This is a genomic window from Marinoscillum pacificum (assembly GCF_024714495.1).
Taxonomy (GTDB): Bacteria; Bacteroidota; Bacteroidia; order Cytophagales; family Cyclobacteriaceae; genus Marinoscillum; species Marinoscillum pacificum.
In genome coordinates this window covers 425,366-448,094 of record NZ_JAMZMJ010000003.1, presented here as the reverse complement: position 1 = coordinate 448,094, position 22,729 = coordinate 425,366, and the positions used below count along the sequence as shown (strand labels likewise).

Sequence of the window (22,729 nt, the reverse complement as noted above, 5' to 3'; positions counted from 1 at the left end):
GGTTTGAAGCTTTCTTCAAAATATTCTCAAAAGTTCAAGATTCTACATTTTCTTTGAAGGCCAATTTGTTTTAAAGTTTAAAACTGGTCTGTATTGAACCTTCAAGATTACACCTACGATCTTCCCGATTCGAGAATAGCAAAACATCCACTAAAGGAAAGAGATGCTTCAAAACTTCTGTATTATCACAAAGGTGAAATCCATCATCATCAGTTTTCTACAATTCCAGATCTGCTTCCTGAAAAGAGTCTTTTAGTCTTCAATGACACTAAAGTAATACCAGCCAGACTGATTATGAATAAGGAAACTGGAGCTAGAATTGAGATCTTTTTACTTGAACCTATTCTTCCTTCCAATGTTCATGAACAGGTAATGAGCAGCAAGCTATCAACCACCTGGAAAGTCATGATTGGAAACTCTAAGAAATGGAAGGAAGGCACAGAATTGACCATTAACCTTTCAGGCGATACTTTTCAATCTACACGATTGACTCACGATACGGTGAGATTTGATTGGTCGTCTGACTTAACATTTTCTGAGATCCTTTTAGCGATAGGGCAAATACCTCTCCCTCCATACCTTGGGCGATCAGCTACAGAAGAAGATGTTCCAAGATACCAAACTGTATACTCTAAAAATGAAGGAGCAGTAGCAGCACCTACAGCAGGTTTACATTTTACAGACCGTGTATTGGACTCTATTGCTTCTATGGGAATTCAAAAGGATTTTTTAACGCTACATGTATCTGCAGGCACATTTCAGCCTATCAAGTCTGAAACGATAGAAGACCATCCAATGCACCGAGAGCAGGTACATGTAAGCAGATCAAATATTGAAACACTTTTGCAAAACGAAACCATCATACCTGTAGGTACAACTAGCATGCGTACTTTAGAAAGCTTGTATTGGTTTGGACAATTATTAGAAGAGGACGAAAATGCTGAATTCTTTATCAAAAAAGAAACAGCCTATAGTTACCAGTCCCCCATATCATTGGAAAATAGCCTGACAAACATTTTAAATTACTTAACACACAAAAACCAACAATCAGTCATCGGTCAAACCGAAATATTCATATATCCAGGATACCAATTCAGAGTTTGTAATGGACTTGTCACCAACTTCCACCAACCGGGTTCGACACTTATACTTCTGGTAGCAGCTTTAATAGGGAATAACTGGAAGAGAGTTTATGATCAAGCAATGAACAATGACTATCGATTCCTTAGTTATGGAGATAGTTCTCTTCTTATACCTTAATTCGTTATATTCAGCGCATGGAAGCCATCAATGACGTGTGGGCAGAGATGAAAGATCTAATGATCAGCATCTATCATCTCTTTACAAAATCACTATTTAAACTTGGAGACAATGAAGTCAGTCTTGGAAAGATTCTTTACATACTTCTTTCATTCGTCATTCTTACATTTCTAGCCAGACGAATCAAAAAAATTCTTGTTGATAAAATATTAGTCAACACATCTATGGAACCTGGCGCCAGAGCAACAGTTGGCACAGTAACCAAATTTGTTTTCATTGTCGTTGGCTCCATTGTTATCATCCAAACTGCTGGAATTGATATGACAGCACTTACATTCATAGCAGGTGCTTTGGGTGTTGGTATTGGATTTGGTCTTCAGAACATCACTGACAATTTTATCTCTGGTGTAATTATCCTGTTCGAAAAACCAATCAAAGTTGGGGACCGTATAGACGTAGGTGATGTACAAGGCAATGTAATGAGCATATCCTTTAGAGCTACTCAAATCTTGACCAATGACAATATTTCCATCATTGTACCTAATTCAGAATTCATATCCAGCAGAGTCATTAATTGGAGTCATAATGACCGAAATATCCGATTTAGAATCCCTGTTGGGGTAAGCTACAATGAAGACCCGGATAAGATTAAGAAAATACTGCTTGAAGTAGCAGATAAGAACCCACATGTTCTTAAAAAACCCGAACCCAATGTCCTATTTGATGAATACGCTGACAGTTCGTTAAATTTCTTTCTTGCTGTATGGACAAGTACCCACACGGACAAACCGCGTATTTTAAAATCAGAATTATACTTTGAAATATTCAGAAAGTTCAAGGAGCACAATGTAGAAATCCCATTCCCTCAGAGAGACATTCATATCAAATCGGGACCTATTGGAATTGATGGAAAGTAAAAAGGCCTTCCTCTAAAAAAAGAAAGACCTTGTTACACTTCTTCATACTTCTACAAGAGTAAAAATACGAAGATTTTATCGTTAGCCGAAATTATACCGTATAATCATTGGTATGTTTCGATAATTGGCATGTTTTAAACGTTTACTTGCTTAACTGCGCTCCGAAGTTGTAAGCTAGACCTGCACCAAAAACGCTTTTAAATTGCACCTTTGCCTCAGGGCCATTTTCAGTTTCTGTCTTGATATCTTTATCATACAAAAGATGGGTAAATAAATTAGCAGAAAGCACCTTATTTACTTTCATCACGATCGTATTTTGCCAATTAACATCAATGGTTCCGAAACTCTCAATGTAATTGGTAAATAACTCCAAACGAGACTCAAGATTCACATTAGTAATCACCTCATCTTTGTATTTAATTCTTAAGAAAGAACCAAGCTCTGCACGAGACTTCTTACCAGGATCTACTCCATACGCTCCTTTATCTGCAAGGGCCTGATCGTTGACAAATGTAAACTTACCTGTCAAGGGGATATAGTTAAATGATATTACTTTATTAGGCTTATAGTCAATACCTAAACCAACGGTCAGATAACCTGGTGCCATAAAGTTGGAAATTGTACTATCTGACACCCCATCAGCTGCAATTACGGTACCTTCGGCAAACTGTGTTCTAAAATCAAGAAGACCACTGAAGTACCATTGCGAATTACCTTCTTTTATTTGATAGCCATACTTGGTTACAAGGTTGATCTTGTCATCACTTTTCTCAAAACCTTGATTGTCTTGATTGATCATTCCATATCCCAGATCCAAAGAAGACTCCCAGGTAGTTCGTGCTTTTGCATAATTAGCAAATAATCCTGTTGCTCCATTTATTGACATGTTTTCAGCTCCACCAGCCGACCAACTATCACTTAAGGTAACATTAGAAAATGTCAGAGCTACAAATCCGCCTGAGGTCCAATAAGTAGTATCTGCATTTTGAGCTCTAGCAGTAAATAATGTGGCAACAAGAATTATCACCAAGGGTAATCTGAATTTCATATACATTTGACTTTTATTAGACATTGTGATTAAATCGTTAGACAAGACAAAAAAAACCAATAATCTGCAAGAAGTATGATCAACTCGTTAAAACATACAACGCACTCGTTTAAATATCTCTTTTTTTTACTTTTTATTCAATTCTCATGTTCTGTTGAGCAATCAAAGCAAGAACAACCCGCTTCTGACAGTATTGTTTTTAAAGAATCTAAAAATGTTATAGAAGCTGCAGAAACAATAGAAATAGAGAAAAAATCAAATTGCAATGCAGAACCATGCACAACTGTTTCAATCACCTATCCACGATTCGAATCGTTTCCCAATTTCAATAAAATTGTAGAAGATCAGATAGTTAAAGTACTCAGTGAAGATTTTATCATGGAAGCTGACGGTTCTGAATCAATAGAAGAATTAGAGAATCTGTTTATTAAATCCTACGAGGAATTCGTGGCCAGTTTTCCGGAATCACAAACTCCTTGGGACCTGTCCATAAACGTTTCTACGTCTTATTCAACAGCAGAATTTGTATCACTAGAAATGAGTACTTCTAGCTATACGGGTGGTGCTCATCCAAACAGCACCATTACTTATATCAACCTTAAAAAAGGGGATAAAAAACCTTTGGACCTTAAGGATATCATTAAAAATCAAAAACAAATCACTCAAATTGCTGAAGCCGAATTCAGAGAATACTATGAAATCTCAGAAGGAAACGCTTTTTCAGACTATGGTTTCACTTTTGAAAATGATGAATTCAGCCTTCCTGAAGCAATAGGGTTTAGTAACAATGGAATGATCCTGTATTACAACAGCTATGAGATAGCCCCATATGCTAACGGGCCAACAGATCTAACCATTCCATTTTCTAAATTAGAAGGACTTCTTAAGATTTAATCGTATGTACAAACTTTGGCATCATCCTCCTTAATAATTCGTCGGAGGATTTTGCCTACATTGGATTTTGGAAGTTCAGCAGAGAAAGCCACATGTTTTGGTCGCTTATATCCGGTTAAATTCTCTCTACAGTGTTCAAAAACTTCCTCTTCTGTAAGTGATTGGTCCTTTTTTACTATATACACCTTCACAGCTTCGGTAGATTTACTATCCGGCACACCAATAGCTCCTACTTCCAACACTTTAGGATGTTTGGCTATTGCATCCTCTACTTCATTGGGATATACATTGAAACCAGAAACAAGAATCATTTCCTTCTTTCGATCTACAATTCTAAAGTATCCATCAGGATCCATCGTAGCGATATCACCTGTCTTGAAGTAGCCATTGATAAAGCTACTCTTCGTTTCTTCTTCTCGTTGCCAATATCCAACAAATACCTGAGGCCCCTTGCAGCACAATTCTCCTCTTTCTCCTTCAGCAACTTCATTCCCTTCGTCATCTAAAAGCCTCACATCTGTATCAGGCAATGGCAATCCGATAGTTCCAACTCGATTACCTTCTGATAATGGATTGATGCATAAACCAGGTGATGTTTCTGTTAAGCCATATGCTTCGGCAATTCGCTTACCAGTCACTTGCTCCCACTTATCAAAAACCGCACGCTGAAGCGCCATCCCACCTGCCAATGCCACCTTTATGGTGCTATGATCCAATTCAGCAAATCCTGGAGTATTGAGCAACCCATTAAAAAGTGTATTCACACCTGTAATTAAGGTGAACGGATGCTTTTTAAGTTCTTTTACAAACCCCTTCATATCTCTAGGGTTAGTAATCAATACATTTTTGGCTCCAACCTTCGCTGGCAATAAAGCATGAGCATTTAAAGCGAAAATATGATATAGTGGAAGTGCTGCTATAAAGATTTCCTTTCCTTCTACGGGGTTAGCTTGTTTTAACCATGACTCAATCTGCTGGAGATTTCCAATAAGATTTCTATGAGTTAGCATTGCTCCTTTAGATACACCTGTAGTTCCTCCGGTGTATTGTAAAAAGGCCAAATCATCAGCTTTAATTTCAGGAGCTGTAAACGACTCTGAACGAGCTTCTTTTAATATCTTTTTGAATGGAATGGCTTCAGGTAAGTTATAAGCCGGCACCATCTTTTTGATTTTCTTCACAACGAAGTTGACCAAACTTCCTTTTAAACCACCGATCATGTCTCCTAGTTCTGTTACTATCACATGATCAATGGAGGTGTCCTTAATAATCTCTTCTAGATTAGCAGCAAAATTAGCCAATACCACAATTGCCTTGGCGCCAGAATCCTTGAATTGGTGACACATCTCTGATGGCGTGTACAGAGGATTGGTATTAACGACAACCAAACCTGCTTTTAATGCAGCATACATCACAACAGGGTTTTGTATCACATTAGGAAGCTGAATAGCTATCTTATCCCCTGGCTTTAGTCCAAGATCATTTTGAAAATACGATGCAAAACGATCCGACAATTCACCCAACTCTTCAAAAGATATGATTTTACCCATATTCTCATAAGCTGGCAACGAATTGTATTTTCTTCTAGATTCTGTGAATAAATCAGCTAGAGAACCATACTTATCGGCATCTATTGATTGGGGTACTCCTGCAGGGTAAGATTCTAACCAGGGCTTGTTGCTCATTTTTGGAAAATTGATTTTGATCTAAATATAAGTCAACCTACATATCTGTGAAAATTCGCTAACCCCTGTGCGACTAACAATTTCATTGCATATAGCTACAAATACCAAAGTTTATTTCAATTGATAGGATCATTTAGCATATGGAATGAAACCGAATAACCCATTTAATATGATTTTCACAATAATTAATTAGTCATTAAAAAGAGATGAGAATTACCAATTTCGACAATTGTCAATACCTCAAAATCACATCAAACTAGTTTTAATAAGAAAATTACAGAATAATGAGATTGCAGTTACCGTGAAAAAGCAAACTATCAAAGCTGAAAAGATAAGGTCGCATGAGACCTGAATATTCAAAGAGAGCTGAAAAGTTAAAGAGCTATAAAAAGAATAGGCCGGGAACGCCTAGTTCGGGCGCGTAGTTGTGGCTTAACCTTATAAAAAGAAAAAGGTTGCGGGGCGCGTAGCCAGGCATCCAGGTGCCTCGACATTGAAAAGCTTCATAAATATTCTAAACATTTTCTCAAAACCGATTGCCCATAAAAAGAAAAAGGTCGAGGCACCCCTACCTCGACCAGATTCAAATAAACAACATTAACCCAAAAATAGCTGTAGGAGAAGGATTCGAACCTCCACGAAGCAGTTAGTCCCAGTGATTCACGATTACATGCTAGTGCATATAATCGTGAAACACGCGGGATTTATCCCTTATCTTCACCCCCGAGACAGGAGGGCATGTCTGCCAATTTCATCACCCTACAGTGTGTAAACGCATCTTCTTTGCGTTGTTTTGATGATTCAAAATTACCACCATCTTTCAATCTTTAAAATTTTATTAATGCTTTTTGAAAAGATTTACATATCAACTCAAAATCGGTATTCGAAATTATAATTTTCACAATTTACCCCCATTTTAAAGCCTGAAATTAGATTTCATTTAATCTGCAAGCATACAAATCCAACCAAAATTTGGCATTATCATCTTATTGAAGAATAAAATTCTTTGATTTTCCTCAATATATTTCACAAATCACCCTCATCACACCTCTCAAATGACAATCAAATTCACATCGATTTTTACAAAAAACATAATTCCCAATCCTCCCATCATGATCAATTATCCCAAAACCTCAGTATTTGCTTAGAAGCCGTTGAATTTTTATCAATTCCAAAAGGAAAACAAGTGAGAAACACAAAAGCGACCATTTACAGAAGAAATTAGAAGTCCATTTCATAATTAGGAAACTACACTTATCAACCTTCGGCATCAATTACCGTAACAATCTTTCCAGACATTATATATAGGTATATAAATGGAGGCATCTGTCTATGGGTAATTCCCGAGGTACACGACTCAGTTTTTTATCTATCCTTTTGATCAAGGATCAGAGATATACAGATTTAGAATTACCAAATCTATACTCCCATCCTATTTATTATAAGTGCACAAGAATTTGACATGAACATCTAGAACTTAACACCATTACTGACAGTCACGACCATTTCACCTTATATAAGGAGTCAAAAACTAGTAGATGAAAAAATTAGCTATGAAGAAAGAATGGTTTTACAACTACATTGAAGAAATCCGTATCCAGGGCTACAGTAAAAACTTCAGAACACTTCAATGATAATAACAGAGCCACCTACTAGTCGTACGCTCTACCTCGACCAGACCTAGCCGGTCGCATTCAATAAACAACATTCACCCAAAAATGATGGCTGTAAGGGAAGGATTCAATCCTTCACTGAGAAGTTGCAATTATATAAATAAGTAAAGGAGATCTCATAAGACAGTCCAAATGTGAGAGTTCTCAGAAGACAACAACGGAACTTGTAGCAAGGTAAGATCTAAATACTGAATGAGTAATATGATTGAGAAACTCCAGGCTCAAAGCAATAAGATGCTGGATAAAACAAAAAGAAAGTTCTTGAGGGCTATAAAAAGAAAAAGTTAGGGAACGCCTAGTTCGGGGCGCGTAGCCAGACACCTACTAGCCGTACGCCCTACCTCGACCAGACCTAGCCGGTCGCATTCAATAAACAACATTAACCCAAAAATGATAGCTATAAGGGAAGGAGTCGAACCTTCACAGAGAAGTTGTAATTATGTGATTATGTAAAAGAGGTCTCATAAGACAATTGAGACGTGTGAATTCTCGGGAGACAATAACGGAACTTGTAGCAAGGTAAGATCTAAATACTGAATGAGAAATATGATTGAGAAACTCCAGGCTCAGAGCAATAAGATGCTGGATAAAACAAAAAGGAAGTTCTTGAGGGCTATAAAAAGAAAAAGGTCGAGGCACCCCTACCTCGACCAGATTCAATAAACAACATTAACCCAAAAATGATGGCTGTAAGGGAAGGATTCGAACCTCCACGGAGCAGTTAGTCTCGCCACGATAAATTACCGGAGTAATTTATCGTGATCAGAGATTTATCCCTTATCTCCACCCCCGAGACAGGAGGGCATGTCTGCCAATTTCATCACCTTACAGTATGATCGCAACTGCTTTGCGATTGTTTGATGATTCAAAAGTAATAGACTTCTGATATTTTTAAAAATATTTTAATAAATTTGGTAAATATTTAGATGTCATTTAAAATTGAATGTATAATATTGCATTATTAGAAAATAGCACTTTTTGAGATGAGTAAAAATTACGAAATTGACAATGTAGACCTTAAAATCCTTAATTTATTGATGGAAGACGCCAAAATTCCATACACTGAGGTAGCTAAAAAGGTCTTTGTTTCGGGAGGAACAGTTCATGTAAGAATGAAGAAACTTGAAGAAATGGGTGTTGTAAAAGGTACCACTCTTCAAATGGACTACTCAAAGCTTGGATATGATGTAACATGCTTTATGGGTATCTATCTTCAAAAGTCTTCTTTATATGATGCTGTAGTGGAGCAATTAAAAGATATTCCTGAAGTAGTTAAAGTACATTATACCACAGGTAACTATAACATCTTTATAAAGATTCATTGCCGTGACACTAAACACCTGAAAGATGTTCTGCATGATAAAATTCAGAAGGTAGAAGGTATTGAAAGAACTGAAACGCTTATCTCTCTTGAAGAAAGTCTAAATAGACATCTCAAGTTCTGATAACTTAAGCTTATCACCAAATAAGCCACAATCGTCGCTTTAATTCGATTCTTAATTTAGAACTGATATAAATAAGTGTTTACTTTGCGAAACTTACAGCTCAGTAAGTTGTTAAACACTAGTGTAGGAATCGAAATCTTATATGAGCAAAGACGACCAAATATTAGAGGAATTCACCTCAAAAGAATACGAACACGGCTGGTCCGTAGACTTTGAAGCCGATGAGGCTCCATTGGGGATCAACGAGGATATCATAAGATTCATCTCTGCCAAGAAGGAGGAGCCGGAATGGCTCCTCGAATGGCGACTTAAAGCTTTCAAAAAGTGGACAGAGATGGAAGAGCCTCGATGGCCAAATGTTAAATACCCTGAAATTGACTATCAGGGTGTTAAATATTACTCAGCTCCTAAGCAGGATAAGAAGCCTAAAAGCCTCGATGAGGTTGATCCTGAATTATTAAAGACTTTTGAAAGACTTGGTATCTCTCTTACAGAACAAAAGAGATTAACAGGTATTGCTGTAGATGCAGTGATTGATTCTGTATCGGTAGCAACTACTTTCAAAGAAACTCTTTCTGAACTAGGAATCATCTTCTGTAGCTTCAGCGAAGCAGTTCAGGAACACCCAGAGCTCATAAAGAAGTATCTTGGTTCTGTAGTACCTGCTACGGACAACTACTTTGCAGCACTAAACTCCGCAGTTTTCTCTGATGGATCATTCTGTTACATCCCTACTGGAGTAAGATGTCCAATGGAGTTATCTACTTATTTCCGTATCAATGCAGCAAATACAGGTCAGTTTGAAAGAACATTGATTGTAGCTGAAGAAGGATCTTACGTTTCATACCTTGAAGGATGTACTGCTCCAATGCGTGATGAGAATCAATTGCATGCTGCTGTTGTAGAAATCTATGCTGCAAAAGATGCAGAAGTAAAATACTCTACTGTACAAAACTGGTATCCTGGAGATAAGGAAGGTAAAGGTGGTATTTACAACTTCGTGACCAAAAGAGGTATCTGCGCTGGCGACAATTCTAAAATCAGCTGGACGCAGGTAGAAACTGGATCTGCTGTAACGTGGAAATACCCTTCTTGTATCCTTAAAGGAGACAATTCACAAGGAGAATTCTACTCTGTGGCTGTTACGAACAACTACCAGCAAGCAGATACGGGAACTAAAATGATTCACATTGGTAAAAACACCAAGTCAAGAATCGTTTCCAAAGGTATCTCGGCAGGTAAATCTCAAAACAGTTACCGTGGACAGGTTCAAATTATGAAGCGTGCTGAAAATGCGCGTAACTTCTCACAATGTGACTCCTTGTTAATGGGTGATAAATGTGGTGCTCACACATTCCCATATATAGATGTAGAAAATAACTCAGCCCAGGTAGAACATGAAGCGACTACTTCGAAAATCGGAGAAGATCAAATCTTCTACTGTCAGCAGAGAGGTATCGATGAGGAAAGTGCTGTTGCTTTGATCGTGAATGGTTTTGCGAAAGAAGTAATGAGCAAACTTCCTATGGAATTTGCAGTGGAAGCTCAGAAGTTGTTAGCCCTTACGCTTGAGGGTAGTGTTGGATAAGAAAAAGTCGATCGAAAAATGTTAAAAATAGAAAATCTTCACGCCTCTGTAGAAGGTAAACAAATATTAAAAGGTATCAATCTGGAAGTAAAAGCTGGCGAAGTACATGCCATCATGGGACCAAATGGTTCTGGTAAGAGTACTTTGGCTTCTGTACTTGCAGGTAGAGAAGAATATGAAGTAACTGAAGGGTCCGTGACTTTTTTGAACGATGATCTTTTAGAACTAGCTCCAGAAGAAAGAGCTCATGCTGGTATTTTCCTGGCATTTCAGTACCCTATAGAAATCCCTGGTGTTTCTACAACAAACTTCTTGAAGACAGCTGTTAACCAAACACGTGAAGCAAGAGGTCTTAAAGCTTTTGATGCTGTTTCTTTCCTTAAGGAGATGAAAGAGAAAATGAAGTTGGTCGATATCGATCAGGCTTTATTAAGCAGAGCATTGAATGAAGGCTTCTCCGGTGGTGAGAAGAAAAGAAACGAGATTTTCCAAATGGCTATGTTGGAGCCAAAGCTTTCTATTCTTGATGAAACTGACTCAGGATTAGATATTGATGCTTTGAAAATCGTAGCGGATGGAGTGAATAAATTGAAAGGTCCAGATAATGCATCTATCGTAGTAACTCACTACCAGAGATTATTGGACTATATCGTACCTGATTTTGTACACGTACTGTACAAAGGCAGAATTGTGAAGTCTGGCGATAAGACATTGGCGCTTGAACTAGAAGAAAAAGGTTACGATTGGATTAAAGAAGAAGTAGCTGCACTATGAGTGAAGTACTAACACTAGAAGATCAACTGCTAGCTGATTTCGATGGTTGGTTAGACCAACACTATGCGGATGCAAGCTCTCTTAAAGCAATTAAAAAGGCTGGAGCAGAGACTTTCAAAAGCTTAGGTCTGCCTCAGCGAAAATCAGAAGCATACAAATACACACCTATCACTAAAACAATCGAAAAAAACTTCGATATAGAGACAGTAGAAAACGCTTCTACCTTAACAAAAAGTGATTGTGAGGCAAAATTTTACAACGAGGAAGATGCTAACCACTTAGTATTCATCAACGGAATATTCGTTGATGATTACTCTAAAATCGTAAGCGGTTCTTCAGATTTGACGATTAGAGTTCTGGATGAACAGTCTATTAATGAACATCCTGAGCTAAAAGATAATTTGGGTAAGGTGAATGGTTCTCAAATTGATCCATTTGCAGCACTGAATTTGGCTTACTTCAATCAAGGTGTTTTCATCAAGTCTGCCAAAAACGCAGATAACAAAAACACTTACATCTACCAGTTTTTAGATGCTTCGGCAAGTCAAGCTGTAATATTCCCAAGAGTCTTTGTTTATGGCTCTACCGGCTCTAGAACCAGAGTTTACGAAAAGACTTTCTTCAATGGTGATAACAATACATTGAATATTTCTATCGTAGAATCGATGGTTGAAGCAAATGCTGAAGTTCGTTTTACGAAACTTCAGAATTATGAAACCAATTCTTATGCGGTGGAAGGCATTTATGCTCATCAAGCTAAGGATTCAAGATTCTACACCAACACCTTCTCTTTTGAAGGTGCTGTGATTAGAAATAATGTATACATCAACATTGATGCAGAGAACTGTGAAGGTCACATGAATGGCTTGTACCAGTTGAGTGGCAAGTCACATGTTGACAATAACACGTCAGTAGATCACCTGAAGCCTCACTCCTATTCCAATGAACTATACAAAGGAATTTTAGATGATCACTCAAGAGGTGTATTCAACGGCAAAATCTATGTGAGACCGGACGCACAAAAAACAAATGCATTCCAGTCAAACAACAACATTCTCCTTTCTGATGATGCTACGATTAATACAAAGCCTCAGTTAGAGATTTGGGCGGATGATGTACAGTGTTCACATGGATGTACTACTGGTCAGTTAGATGAAGATGCTATCTTCTACCTTCAAGCTAGAGGTGTGAACAAACCTCAGGCAAAAGCTTTGCTCTTGAATGCATTTGCTAATGAAGCCTTGAATGAGCTTCAAAATGACTTAATGAAAGAAGAGATCGAAGAGATCATTCTAAATAAATTGAAATGAGCGTAGTTACTGACATATCAGTAAACGAAATCAGAAAGCAATTTCCGATTCTCAATCAAGAAGTTAATGGAAAGCCGCTTATCTATTTTGATAATGCGGCTACTTCTCAAACTCCTCAGGTTGTCATTGATGCTTTGGTAAACTACTACCAGAAAGACAATGCCAACATTCATCGAGGAATTCATACGTTGGCCGAGCGTGCGACTACTGGTTTTGAAGCTACTAGAAAAGCCGTTCACCATTTCATCAACTCTAATGAAGTTGAAGAAATCGTATTCACAAAGGGTACGAGTGAAGGGATCAACCTGGTTGCTCAAGCTTATGGACGAAAGTTCTTAAAAGAGGGTGATGAAGTGTTGATTACTGGAATGGAGCACCACAGCAACATCGTACCATGGCAAATGGTCTGTGAGCAAGTTGGAGCTACGTTGAAAGTGATTCCAGTGGATCAAAATGGAGAAATCTCCATTGATCAATTTGCTTCTCTCCTATCTGAAAAGACTAAGATTGTCTCTGCAGTTTATATTTCTAACTCATTAGGAACAATTAATCCTGTTCCAGAGATGATCGAGTTGGCTCATAAAGTTGGAGCGAAAGTATTAGTTGATGCTGCTCAGGCTGCACCGCACCACAAATTGGATGTTCAGAAGCTGAATTGCGACTGGATGGCGTTCTCTGCTCATAAGATGTATGGCCCAACTGGTGTAGGCGTTTTGTATGGTAAGCGTCAGGTTCTTGAGAAAATGGATCCGTATCAGGGAGGTGGAGAAATGATCCGTGAAGTAACATTCAACGGAACGACTTACAACGACATTCCTTACAAGTTTGAAGCGGGCACACCGAACATTGCGGATGTAGTAGCATTCAAAGCAGCTATTGAGTTCATGAACGAAATAGGTTTTGAATACCTTCATGAACAAGAGCAAGCACTTTTAACTAAAGGGAAAGAGCTTTTGTTTGATATTGATGGTTTCCAACCAATCGGTACAGCTAAAAACAAAGCAAGTGTCATTTCTTTCCTTATAGATGGTGTACACCCATTTGATTTGGGTATGTGGTTGGATGCAAAAGGTATCGCTGTAAGAACAGGACACCACTGTACACAACCTTTGATGGATCATTTCAACATTGAAGGAACTGTTAGAGCTTCTTTTGCTGTTTACAACACCGTAGAAGAAATCGAGCGTTTCGCGGAAGCGCTTACAGATATCGTAAAGAAATTTAGAAAATGAGTATAGCCGATAAGCAACAAGAAATAGTTGAAGAATTTTCAATGCTCGATGGAGACATGGAAATGACTATCAACTACATCATGGAGCTTGGTGAGCAGCTTCCTGAGATGAGTGAAGCCAACAAAACAGATGACAGCATAGTAAAAGGATGTCAATCTAAAGTTTGGCTGATGGCATCTGAAGAAGATGGCAATGTAAAGTTTGAAGCAGATAGCAACACGGCCATTACCAAAGGTTTAGTGAGTTTGCTAGTGCGTGTATTGGATGGAGAAACTCCTGATAATATCATGAATGCTGAAATCAACTTTCCAGAGCAAATTGGCATGAATCGATTCATCGGAACACAACGTTCCAATGGATTTGCCGCAATGATCAAGCAAATGAAACTTTATGCATTGGCTTTAGGTTCTAAATCGCAGACTGGCGCATAAAATGGCTGAAGAAACTAACACAACGAATAATGACTTAGCTCTTAAAGAGGATATCGTAAGAGCTATCAAAAATGTATATGACCCGGAGATTCCGGTAGATGTGTACGAATTGGGCTTGATTTATGAAATCAACATTTTCCCAGTTAACAATGTACACATTTTGATGACACTTACTTCACCTGCATGTCCTTCAGCAGAAGAAATTCCTGGAGAGATTGAGATGAATGTCAAGGAACTGAAGGATGTCAATGACGTAACTGTAGAGGTTACATTTGACCCTCCGTATGCTACAGATATGATGTCTGAAGCAGCCAAGCTAGAGCTTGGATTTATGTGATAAAAAAGTTCCAATATCTTAAAACAACTAATTAGTGTATACCTCCAAATTAGTCAGGAAATAACTTGTTAGCTGTGATCAGATACTGGATTTATAGTAATTGAAACTTTGTTATTTGTAATTTAATAAGATATGTATCCAGAAGAACTAGTAGCCCCAATGAGAACTCAGTTGACTGAGTCAGGCTTCGAAGAATTCAAAACTGCAGATCAAGTAATAGACCACCTATCTGACCATAAAGGAACTACCCTATTGGTAATCAACTCGGTATGTGGATGTGCTGCTGGAACTGCAAGACCTGGTGTGATTCATTCTCTCAACGTAAGCGAGAAGAAGCCAGATCATTTAGCAACTGTATTTGCAGGTGTAGATATGGAAGCAACTGCTAAGGCAAGAGAATTCACTCTTCCTTTCCCTCCTTCTTCTCCATCTGTAGCGTTATTCAAAGATGGTGAGTTGGTTCACTTTGTAGAAAGACATCATATTGAAGGTAGATCAGCAGAAATGATTGCTAATCACCTGGTAGAAGTTTATAAAGAATTGTGTTAATTCTTATTTAATCTCATTCATTAAATCCCTTCGAGTTAATTCTTGAAGGGATTTTTTTATTATTTCAAACTATATACGTATAAATTACGTTTACAATTTCAAACTATCTTCAAAATCTAGTTGTATTATTGAAGCTATAAGCAGCCCAAACCCAAAAAGCTCAAAGTCTCACTAATCAAACTATAAAACGATATGCGTTTTATCATTTGCGTGTCTGCGCTATTTATTACCATCGCTGGATATTCACAGTCAAATACCGTTTCCGGAATCGTACAAGATGAAGATGGAATGACATTTCCTGGAGCTACCGTAGTTCTTAGCAATCCAAAAGATAGTTCACTTGTAAAAGGAACTGTTACTGATCTTAATGGAGGTTTTAGAATTGGAGAGGTAAACAAAGGTGCTTATTTATTGAAAGTTGACTTTGTAGGGTTTGAAACACTTTATCAAACTATAGTTGTAGATAAAAGTCTCAATGTAGGCAATCTAACATTACGTGAAGGTACTCAAGAACTTGAAGCAGTGGTGGTTGAAGGTAAGCCTGTTGCTGCCATGCAGAAAGGTGATACTGCTCAATTCAGTGCAAAAGCTTATAAAACTGCCGCAGATGCATCCAGTCAGGAACTCATTGAAAAACTCCCAGGTATAAATACAGTAGACGGGAAACTTCAGGCTAACGGAGAAGATGTCCAAGTTATTTTAGTGGATGGGAAACCCTTCTTTGGTGGTGATGTAAAAGCAGCACTGCAAAACCTGCCTGCTGAAGTGGTTGCCAACATCCAAATCTTTGATAAGAAAAGTGACAAAGCTGCCTTAAGTGGTTTTGATGATGGTGAGTCTCAAAAAACTATTAATATAATCACCAAGCCTAGTCGTAGAATTGGACAGTTTGGAAAATCAACTGCTGGAGTAGGAACCAACGATACCTATCAAGCTGGTGCAAGTGTTAATTTCTTTAATAATGACCGAAGAATCACAGTAACTGGTCTAAGCAACAATATTAACACCGTAAATTATTCCTCTGATCCCAATAACCTCGGTGATTCAAGAACCCAAAATGGATTAATCAAGACCAACAATGTAGGAGTTAACTTTAGCGATGATTTAGGTAAGAACTTTGAACTACACGGAAGCTACAATTTCTCACATCAGAATAACGAGGAATCAAGAAACACCTTCAGAGACTATGCGGTTGCTTCTGATTCTGGTCAGGTTTACAAAGAAGACAGTTATTATAACAGAATCAATCAAGCTCACCGTTTCAATTTCAAACTAGAGTATAAGCCAAATGAAAAAAATACCTTCTTGATGCGTCCTAACTTGTCATTTAGACATGAAAAAACAATCAATGACTTCCAAGGATTAACCACCTCTGGACAGGATTCTATCAACTCAACGGACAACAACTCAAATGGTCGTTATCAGGACTATGACTATGACAACAACCTATTCTATAGCCATAAATTTGATAAAAAAGGTCGCAGTTTAACCACCAGACTTCATACTGGATTTCACACGAACGAAGACTTGTCCAGCAGACTTGCTGAGAACAATTACTATCAGCAAGACAGCACAGTCATATTAGATCAACAGACGACAAGAGAAAGAACTGGAGTATCGTGGGAATGGCAAGCTTCTTACACTGAACCAGTTGGAGAAAGAAGCATGTTAGAGCTGGAGTACCAAATTGGTGATCGCTTGAATGACTCTGATCAATTAACTTATGAAGCAAACTCTATAGAGGAATACAGCCAATTGGACACAGCTTTAAGTAACACCTTTGAAAATAGCTACTTAAGACAACAATTTGAAGTTGGATACCAATACTCCTATGAAAAATTAAAATTCCAATTAGAAACAAAGTACCAGCTTGCTCATATGCAAAATGACCAGGTGTTTCCTAAACCTTTTGATCAAAACAGATGGTTTCAAAGCATTTTACCATCAGCTAGAGTGGACTATCGATTCAATGAAAATCAACGTATAGAACTCAATTACCATACATGGACACAGGAACCTTCAATAGGTGATTTACAGGATGTCGTAAATAACTCCAACCCACTTCAATTGCGTGTAGGTAATCCCGATCTTAGTCAAAGTTTTAATCACTGGTCGAGAGCCAGAATGTGGTCAAACAACATGGAGACGGGTAAATCCTTTTATGCCTCCCTGGAGTCATGGATTACTAGTGACTTAATCACCAACTCTACATTTATTGCAGAAGAACCAACAGAAGTCACAGAAGGCATCACATTAGAGACGGGTTCTCAGTTGAACAGACCTGTTAACGTAGACGGTTACTATCGATACAGAACTTATATGAGTTATGGAGAGCCTATTGAGCTAATCAAGTCAAATATTCGATTCTTTGGATCCTTAGACTTTACGAAGCGACCAGGACAGATCAATGATTTGATCAATTTCTCCAACAACACTAATTATAGATTAGGAGTATCCCTATCAAGTAACATCAGTGAAAACCTTGACTTCAATGTTTCTACTCGCTCAGGGTATAATGTGGTTGAAAATACGCTAAGACCAAATCTTAACAATAATTATTATAATCAAACTACTGACTTCAAATACAGATGGGTATTTCTTGATGGAATCGTCTATCGTATGGACTTAAGACATCAGGTGAATACGGGGCTTTCTGCAGGCTATGACAATAGTTATATGCTGATGAATATGAGTGCTGGTAAAAAATTCCTTAAGAATGACCTGGCAGAGATAAGTATCAACGTCTATGACTTGTTTCAGCAGAACAACAACGTTAGAAGAAACATCACGGAACTCTATGTAGAAGACCGACAATCAACTGTTTTGGAGCGTTATTTCATGTTGACATTTACTTACAACATTCGCCACTTCAATGCAGGAACAACCATGGAAGATTTTGAAGATATTTGATTAGGATATCTTTAGGTGAAAGCATAACATTGCTTCAAAATCAATCGCATGCTTTTTCCAAACCTTCTTCTTAGTACTGTTTTCTTTTTCTTGGCTGCTATACATATCTATTGGGCTTTTGGAGGTAAGTGGGGACATTCTCAAGCCATTCCAACAGATAAAGATGGCAACTTCATATTTGCTCCAGGAGTAGCAGCGACAGTAATTGTGGCTCTTGGATTGTCATTATTTGGCTTATTCTATTTGAACAACTCTCAGTTGCTATCAATCAACTGGCCAAAACAAATAAACGCTATTGGCGCATGGGCGATTCCATGTATTTTCGTCTTAAGGGCACTCGGTGATTTCAAATATGTAGGCGCTTTTAAGCGTGTAAAAGGAACCGAATTTGCTGAAATGGATTCCAAGTTCTTCTCCCCTCTTTGCTTTATCATAGGCATTATAGGCTTCTACCTACTAATTAACCAATAAATCTTATCCAGCAGTTCTCTCACTCAGATGGAATAAAACATTAGTTTGACATTTACGTATCTAATAATCATATTTGTTTGGCAAATACGAATTAAATATGAAAGGAACACATCTTGGCGAGTTTGAGGAACTGATTCTACTGATGGTAGGGATACTCGATGGTGACGCATATGGCATTTCTATTCTTCAGGAAATTGAAGAACAGACCGGCAGAACAGTAACCGTCAGCACCATCCATACCGCACTTTATCGGTTGGAAGAAAAAGGTTTTGTATCCTCTTATGTAGGTGGAGCGAGTAAAGAGCGTGGTGGTAGAAGTAAAAGACTCTATAGAATCACTTCAGATGGTAGAGCAACTCTTGAAAATGCTCGCACATTAAGAGATAAGTTGTGGAACCTGATGCCAAAGGCCTAGATGAATCCTCCTAAGTACATCATTTGGCTTCTCGATCATCTGCTTAAAGAAATCTATGCAGATGAAATTATTGGTGACTTGTATGAATGGTGTGATCTAAGGTCTCCTAATTCCACTTATAAACAGATGCATTTTTATGCACTCAAAGTACTTTTTGGATCTTTTAGACTAAGAAAACTCAAATCAACTCAAAATATACTCAAAGGACTAACTAACTCAACTATGGCTAACAATCAACTCAGAATGAGTGTAAAAGCACTCCTAAACAATAAGCTCTTTACAGCGATTAACCTGATCGGACTGACGATAAGTTTTACCGCATTCATTTTTATTTATAGCTATATCAGCTATGAAAAAAGCTATGACCAATTCCACAGTAAAAAGGAAAACATTTACAGAGTCATCAAAAATTACAAGGAATCAGGAGAGATGGTTCGGTCTACTCCTTCCCCACTTGCCAATGCTTTTCTTCAACAATTTGACGGTTCAATCCAATTTGCAAGGTTTGGACAAGATCCAGTGGTTTCAAGCATTGGCAAAAACAACTATTATGAAGAGAACTTTTACTGGGGAGACAGTAGCATATTCACCACTTTCACTATTCCATTTAAATATGGTGATCCGGAAAACGTACTCAAGGGTCCAAATAGCGTGGTTATCTCTGCCAGTACGGCAAAGAAATACTTTGGAGACATAAATCCAGTTGGTCAAACACTACAAATCAAGGTGTACGATGGCAATGCAGACTATGGTTTAAAAATAGATGGTGTATTCGAAGATTTGCCAGCAAATTCTGACCTACCTTTTGAACTCGTAGGATCCATTCAAAATGCCTTTGATTTGTATAAACAATTCAATAATCATTGGGGCTTCAACTGGCTTCATACCTACGCAGTAATCCAGGAAAGTGATCTATCGAGAATTCAAGCAGGTATTCCACTTATCATTGAAGAAGCACTGGGTCCTGATAATATTAGTAAAATATCCTTCTATTTTCAGCCTTTGAAAGAAGTTCACTTATACTCAAATGAAATAAGTGGATCCAGAACTACGGGTAATATCGATTACGTCATCACCTTATCTTTCATCGCTATAGCGATCATTATTATTGCTGCCTTCAATTACCTCAACATGATGGCTTCCACGGTCAATAAAAGGCGCAAATATGTCGCTATCAATAAAATCCTTGGAGCCGGAAAACGAGAACTATTTTCTCAATTCATTCTAGAATCTCTACTAGCTGTATCTATAGCATTTGGAGTGGGAATAGTTCTCACTTTCGTGCTATGGCCTTTTTATCAATCATTAATTGCGAAACCTATACCAATAGACACCATTTATCAGCTCTCTTCAATTGGCATCTATTTACTTATTATTCTCTCAACATGCCTAATAGCTAGTTTACAACCAGCCTTTATCCTAAGCAAGATAAAGGGCAATACTTCTGCCATTCGAAACAACATCAGACAGAAACTCAAATTTCAACGAATACTAGTTGCCACTCAGTTTGCTATAGCAGTTTTCTTGATTTGTGGAACATTCACGATTTACAAGCAAGTACAATTCGCTGTTTCAGAGTCGTTAGGGTTTGACTCTGATCAACTGGTCAGTATCAAAGTAGAGGACCGATCCCTGCAATCAAAAATCACAGACATCAAGAATGAGCTTTTAAGCATTCCAGGTGTGCAAATGGCTACTTTATCGGGTGAGTCGCTGCCTAGTGAAATGAATAATACAGATCTGATGTACTGGAATGAAGACTCAAAAAATCATCCAGTTGCCATCCATGAAGTATCTGCTGATCACAACTTTTTCGACTTGTTGGATATTCGATTTCTAACAGGTAGATCCTATTTAGCCAATAACCTCTATCAAGAAAATAGTGAAGTAGTAATCAACGAAGCGGCTAAAGATCTGTTAGGAATTAACTTTGAGATCAACCAAGAGATCTTTATTGGCCAAGTTCCACACAAAGTGGTAGGAGTTGTAGAAAACTACCATTACAATTCCTTCAAGTCGAAGATTGAACCAGTAGTGTATTTTCAAACTAAAGCTGGATCAAGACTTAGCTATGACAACATCATTGTTAGAGTAGCAGGTTCAGATATTTCACAAACGTTAGGTGGAATGGAAAAAGTTTGGAAGAGTTTTGCTCCTGATGAATTTTTCACTTTCTACTTTGTAGATCAGACTTTTGATAACCTATACACCAGTGATCAAAAGTTTCTATCGCAATTCAGTGTCTTTGCAGGACTAGGCATCTTAATAACCTGTCTTGGTTTACTAGGCATGATCTTGTTCATGGCTGATCAACGAGCCAAAGAAATCAGTATGAGAAAGGTACTTGGATCCACTCGTTATGGAATTCTCCAGTTAATTTTCAAGCAGTTTGCCCTTTATATCGGTTTTGGCTTATTAATCGGACTTCCTTCAGCCATCTATTTCAGCAAAATATGGAAGGAACAATTCGTCTATCAAATTCCATTCAACATCCTTGATGCCATTGTTCCATCAATTGTGGTTATTCTTATCAGTATATTGACCATTGGTAGAAGCGCCCTTAAAATCAGCAGTACCAACCCTATCAAGTACTTAAGAAATGAATAGTTTTGGCACAAAAAAAGCATGCTAGCCAAAACACCGCCACCACCCTATTATGCAGTAATATTCTCCAGTATCCGTACAGAAGTAGACTCTGGCTATGGAGAAACAGCAGATAGAATGGTAGAACTGGCACATGAGCAACCTGGTTTTCTAGGAGTAGAATCTGCTCGTAATGAAGTTGGTGTAACTGTTAGCTACTGGAAAGACCTAGAATCCATTAAGAATTGGAAAGCGAATACTGAGCATCTTGCCGCTCAGCAATCAGGTATTAAAAATTGGTATGCACAGTATGTAACCAGAATTGCCAAAGTAGAAAGAGATTATTCTTTTCTAAAAGAATAAGGGAATTGTGTCGTTGTATGGTTTTAAGACTATGAAACCAATTCACCGACCTATCATTTTAATCACAGGAATTATGGTAGCGATGCTACTATTCGTCATGTCAATATAAAAAAGGCCTAACTGAATGTTAAGCCTTTTTTACTTTCATCAGCTTGGGATTACTTACCTAAGCCGAATAGTTTATAGCCCAATGATACCTGGAAAACTCTATTCTGAACTTCAGAGTCTCCATCTTCAGAGATATCATTCAATCCAATAATATATCTCGCATTGATTCTAAGACCAAATGGGGCATCCCAACCTGCGCCTAATGCAGCGCTCATATCAGCGTTCTTAAATTCCTCTTTTACATCGTCTCCATCAGATTCTGCAGAAAGAAGCACGCCAAACTGAGGCCCTGCTTGTAGGTTAAGACCTAATGGTAAATATAACTTTGCCATTACAGGAACATTCAAGTAATGAAAATCACTCTTAAATTCCTCATTGAGATCATCAATGTTAACAGTAGTTCCCTGAACTGAATAAAGTACTTCCGGCTGAATACCAAAACTTGCTACTTTTATTAGAGAATATACTCCGAAATGATAGCCAGTTCTAGACTCGTAATCTAGTCCAGTAACTTCATCTGCATTTACATTGGCAAAATTCAATCCACCTTTTAATCCTAACTCTGCTTTAGCTTGAGAAAACCCTGCTATAGCAACCAAACATAATCCTAGAGTAAAAATTAATTTTTTCATATTGTGCTGTTGTTTTAAAAAATCACTGCATTTCAAATTGCATTATCCTTAAAACGGATAAACCGGCAATGTGTTATACAGAAATACCTCAATTAATTCTGGCA

19 protein-coding genes and 1 tRNA gene are annotated in these 22,729 nt (G+C 37.8%); 16 read left to right on the top strand and 4 right to left on the bottom strand.

What is annotated here, in order from left to right; translation table 11 throughout:
* The first annotated feature begins 93 nt into the window (after nt 1-93).
* Nucleotides 94-1,260 carry an S-adenosylmethionine:tRNA ribosyltransferase-isomerase gene (locus NXS00_RS11255; protein WP_258099294.1) on the top strand — a complete coding sequence of 389 codons (1,167 nt, stop codon included), beginning with the start codon at nt 94-96 and terminating at the stop codon, nt 1,258-1,260.
* 17 nt (nt 1,261-1,277) lie between these two features.
* Complete coding sequence (locus tag NXS00_RS11250; protein WP_258099293.1) at nt 1,278-2,177, top strand: mechanosensitive ion channel family protein; 900 nt, start codon at nt 1,278-1,280, stop codon at nt 2,175-2,177.
* Between the two features lie 142 nt (nt 2,178-2,319).
* On the opposite strand, the gene NXS00_RS11245 is transcribed toward NXS00_RS11250, so the two are convergent.
* Nucleotides 2,320-3,225, bottom strand: coding sequence for a DUF3078 domain-containing protein (locus tag NXS00_RS11245; RefSeq protein WP_258099292.1), 906 nt, complete (start codon nt 3,223-3,225; stop codon nt 2,320-2,322).
* Nucleotides 3,226-3,300: 75 nt separating this feature from the next.
* Here NXS00_RS11245 and NXS00_RS11240 point away from each other — a divergent pair, with 75 nt between their 5' ends.
* Nucleotides 3,301-4,119, top strand: a complete 819-nt coding sequence (locus tag NXS00_RS11240) for a DUF3298 and DUF4163 domain-containing protein (protein WP_258099291.1) — start codon at nt 3,301-3,303, stop codon at nt 4,117-4,119.
* Here NXS00_RS11240 and NXS00_RS11235 read toward each other — a convergent pair.
* Together NXS00_RS11235 and NXS00_RS11230 are read right to left on the bottom strand one after the other, a co-directional pair.
* Nucleotides 4,116-5,804 (bottom strand): AMP-binding protein, encoded by a 1,689-nt coding sequence (locus NXS00_RS11235; protein ID WP_258099290.1) that lies wholly within the window; start codon nt 5,802-5,804, stop codon nt 4,116-4,118. The genes NXS00_RS11240 and NXS00_RS11235 overlap by 4 nt on opposite strands.
* A gap of 2,357 nt (nt 5,805-8,161) precedes the next feature.
* A tRNA-Asp gene (locus NXS00_RS11230) sits at nt 8,162-8,307 on the bottom strand.
* A gap of 153 nt (nt 8,308-8,460) precedes the next feature.
* Here NXS00_RS11230 and NXS00_RS11225 point away from each other — a divergent pair.
* The 13 genes from NXS00_RS11225 (at nt 8,461) to NXS00_RS11165 (ending at nt 21,885) form a co-directional block, all read left to right on the top strand.
* On the top strand, nt 8,461-8,922 hold the full coding sequence (locus NXS00_RS11225) for an Lrp/AsnC ligand binding domain-containing protein (protein ID WP_258099289.1): 462 nt from the start codon (nt 8,461-8,463) through the stop codon (nt 8,920-8,922).
* 142 nt (nt 8,923-9,064) lie between these two features.
* Nucleotides 9,065-10,510 (top strand): Fe-S cluster assembly protein SufB, encoded by a 1,446-nt coding sequence (sufB, locus tag NXS00_RS11220; protein ID WP_258099288.1) that lies wholly within the window; start codon nt 9,065-9,067, stop codon nt 10,508-10,510.
* A gap of 18 nt (nt 10,511-10,528) precedes the next feature.
* Nucleotides 10,529-11,284, top strand: coding sequence for a Fe-S cluster assembly ATPase SufC (sufC, locus tag NXS00_RS11215; RefSeq protein ID WP_258099287.1), 756 nt, complete (start codon nt 10,529-10,531; stop codon nt 11,282-11,284).
* A complete protein-coding gene (gene sufD / locus NXS00_RS11210; RefSeq protein ID WP_258099286.1) occupies nt 11,281-12,594 on the top strand; it encodes a Fe-S cluster assembly protein SufD in 1,314 nt (437 codons plus the stop codon). Before sufC ends, sufD begins: the two co-directional genes overlap by 4 nt.
* On the top strand, nt 12,591-13,826 hold the full coding sequence (locus NXS00_RS11205) for an aminotransferase class V-fold PLP-dependent enzyme (RefSeq protein ID WP_308708967.1): 1,236 nt from the start codon (nt 12,591-12,593) through the stop codon (nt 13,824-13,826). The genes sufD and NXS00_RS11205 overlap by 4 nt, the downstream gene beginning before the upstream one ends.
* A complete protein-coding gene (locus NXS00_RS11200) occupies nt 13,823-14,257 on the top strand; it encodes a SufE family protein (RefSeq protein ID WP_258099285.1) in 435 nt (144 codons plus the stop codon). Before NXS00_RS11205 ends, NXS00_RS11200 begins: the two co-directional genes overlap by 4 nt.
* A 1-nt stretch (nt 14,258) precedes the next feature.
* Nucleotides 14,259-14,594 (top strand): iron-sulfur cluster assembly protein, encoded by a 336-nt coding sequence (locus tag NXS00_RS11195; RefSeq protein ID WP_258099284.1) that lies wholly within the window; start codon nt 14,259-14,261, stop codon nt 14,592-14,594.
* Nucleotides 14,595-14,726: 132 nt separating this feature from the next.
* The gene (locus NXS00_RS11190; protein ID WP_258099283.1) at nt 14,727-15,143 is read left to right on the top strand and encodes a BrxA/BrxB family bacilliredoxin; all 417 of its coding nucleotides are present in this window, start codon (nt 14,727-14,729) and stop codon (nt 15,141-15,143) included.
* 192 nt (nt 15,144-15,335) lie between these two features.
* On the top strand, nt 15,336-18,053 hold the full coding sequence (locus NXS00_RS11185; RefSeq protein ID WP_258099282.1) for an outer membrane beta-barrel protein: 2,718 nt from the start codon (nt 15,336-15,338) through the stop codon (nt 18,051-18,053).
* A gap of 48 nt (nt 18,054-18,101) precedes the next feature.
* Nucleotides 18,102-18,524, top strand: coding sequence for a DUF3995 domain-containing protein (locus NXS00_RS11180; RefSeq protein ID WP_258099281.1), 423 nt, complete (start codon nt 18,102-18,104; stop codon nt 18,522-18,524).
* Between the two features lie 97 nt (nt 18,525-18,621).
* Nucleotides 18,622-18,939, top strand: coding sequence for a PadR family transcriptional regulator (locus NXS00_RS11175; RefSeq protein ID WP_258099280.1), 318 nt, complete (start codon nt 18,622-18,624; stop codon nt 18,937-18,939).
* Nucleotides 18,940-21,546, top strand: a complete 2,607-nt coding sequence (locus NXS00_RS11170; protein WP_258099279.1) for an ABC transporter permease — start codon at nt 18,940-18,942, stop codon at nt 21,544-21,546.
* Nucleotides 21,547-21,564: 18 nt separating this feature from the next.
* Nucleotides 21,565-21,885 (top strand): antibiotic biosynthesis monooxygenase family protein, encoded by a 321-nt coding sequence (locus NXS00_RS11165; RefSeq protein ID WP_258099278.1) that lies wholly within the window; start codon nt 21,565-21,567, stop codon nt 21,883-21,885.
* Nucleotides 21,886-22,043: 158 nt separating this feature from the next.
* On the opposite strand, the gene NXS00_RS11160 is transcribed toward NXS00_RS11165, so the two are convergent.
* On the bottom strand, nt 22,044-22,625 hold the full coding sequence (locus NXS00_RS11160) for a porin family protein (protein ID WP_258099277.1): 582 nt from the start codon (nt 22,623-22,625) through the stop codon (nt 22,044-22,046).
* Between the last annotated feature and the right edge of the window lie 104 nt (nt 22,626-22,729).

Coding starts and splice junctions, on each gene's coding strand:
- NXS00_RS11180 (WP_258099281.1), top strand. CDS start 18,102: ATGCTTTTTCCAAACCTTCTTCTTAGTACTGTTTTCTTTTTCTTGGCT.
- NXS00_RS11200 (WP_258099285.1), top strand. CDS start 13,823: ATGAGTATAGCCGATAAGCAACAAGAAATAGTTGAAGAATTTTCAATG.
- NXS00_RS11205 (WP_308708967.1), top strand. CDS start 12,591: ATGAGCGTAGTTACTGACATATCAGTAAACGAAATCAGAAAGCAATTT.
- sufB (WP_258099288.1), top strand. CDS start 9,065: ATGAGCAAAGACGACCAAATATTAGAGGAATTCACCTCAAAAGAATAC.
- NXS00_RS11160 (WP_258099277.1), bottom strand. CDS start 22,625: ATGAAAAAATTAATTTTTACTCTAGGATTATGTTTGGTTGCTATAGCA.
- NXS00_RS11165 (WP_258099278.1), top strand. CDS start 21,565: ATGCTAGCCAAAACACCGCCACCACCCTATTATGCAGTAATATTCTCC.
- NXS00_RS11175 (WP_258099280.1), top strand. CDS start 18,622: ATGAAAGGAACACATCTTGGCGAGTTTGAGGAACTGATTCTACTGATG.
- NXS00_RS11185 (WP_258099282.1), top strand. CDS start 15,336: ATGCGTTTTATCATTTGCGTGTCTGCGCTATTTATTACCATCGCTGGA.
- NXS00_RS11190 (WP_258099283.1), top strand. CDS start 14,727: ATGTATCCAGAAGAACTAGTAGCCCCAATGAGAACTCAGTTGACTGAG.
- NXS00_RS11250 (WP_258099293.1), top strand. CDS start 1,278: ATGGAAGCCATCAATGACGTGTGGGCAGAGATGAAAGATCTAATGATC.
- NXS00_RS11235 (WP_258099290.1), bottom strand. CDS start 5,804: ATGAGCAACAAGCCCTGGTTAGAATCTTACCCTGCAGGAGTACCCCAA.
- NXS00_RS11170 (WP_258099279.1), top strand. CDS start 18,940: ATGAATCCTCCTAAGTACATCATTTGGCTTCTCGATCATCTGCTTAAA.
- NXS00_RS11195 (WP_258099284.1), top strand. CDS start 14,259: ATGGCTGAAGAAACTAACACAACGAATAATGACTTAGCTCTTAAAGAG.
- sufD (WP_258099286.1), top strand. CDS start 11,281: ATGAGTGAAGTACTAACACTAGAAGATCAACTGCTAGCTGATTTCGAT.
- NXS00_RS11245 (WP_258099292.1), bottom strand. CDS start 3,225: ATGAAATTCAGATTACCCTTGGTGATAATTCTTGTTGCCACATTATTT.
- NXS00_RS11225 (WP_258099289.1), top strand. CDS start 8,461: ATGAGTAAAAATTACGAAATTGACAATGTAGACCTTAAAATCCTTAAT.
- NXS00_RS11240 (WP_258099291.1), top strand. CDS start 3,301: ATGATCAACTCGTTAAAACATACAACGCACTCGTTTAAATATCTCTTT.
- sufC (WP_258099287.1), top strand. CDS start 10,529: ATGTTAAAAATAGAAAATCTTCACGCCTCTGTAGAAGGTAAACAAATA.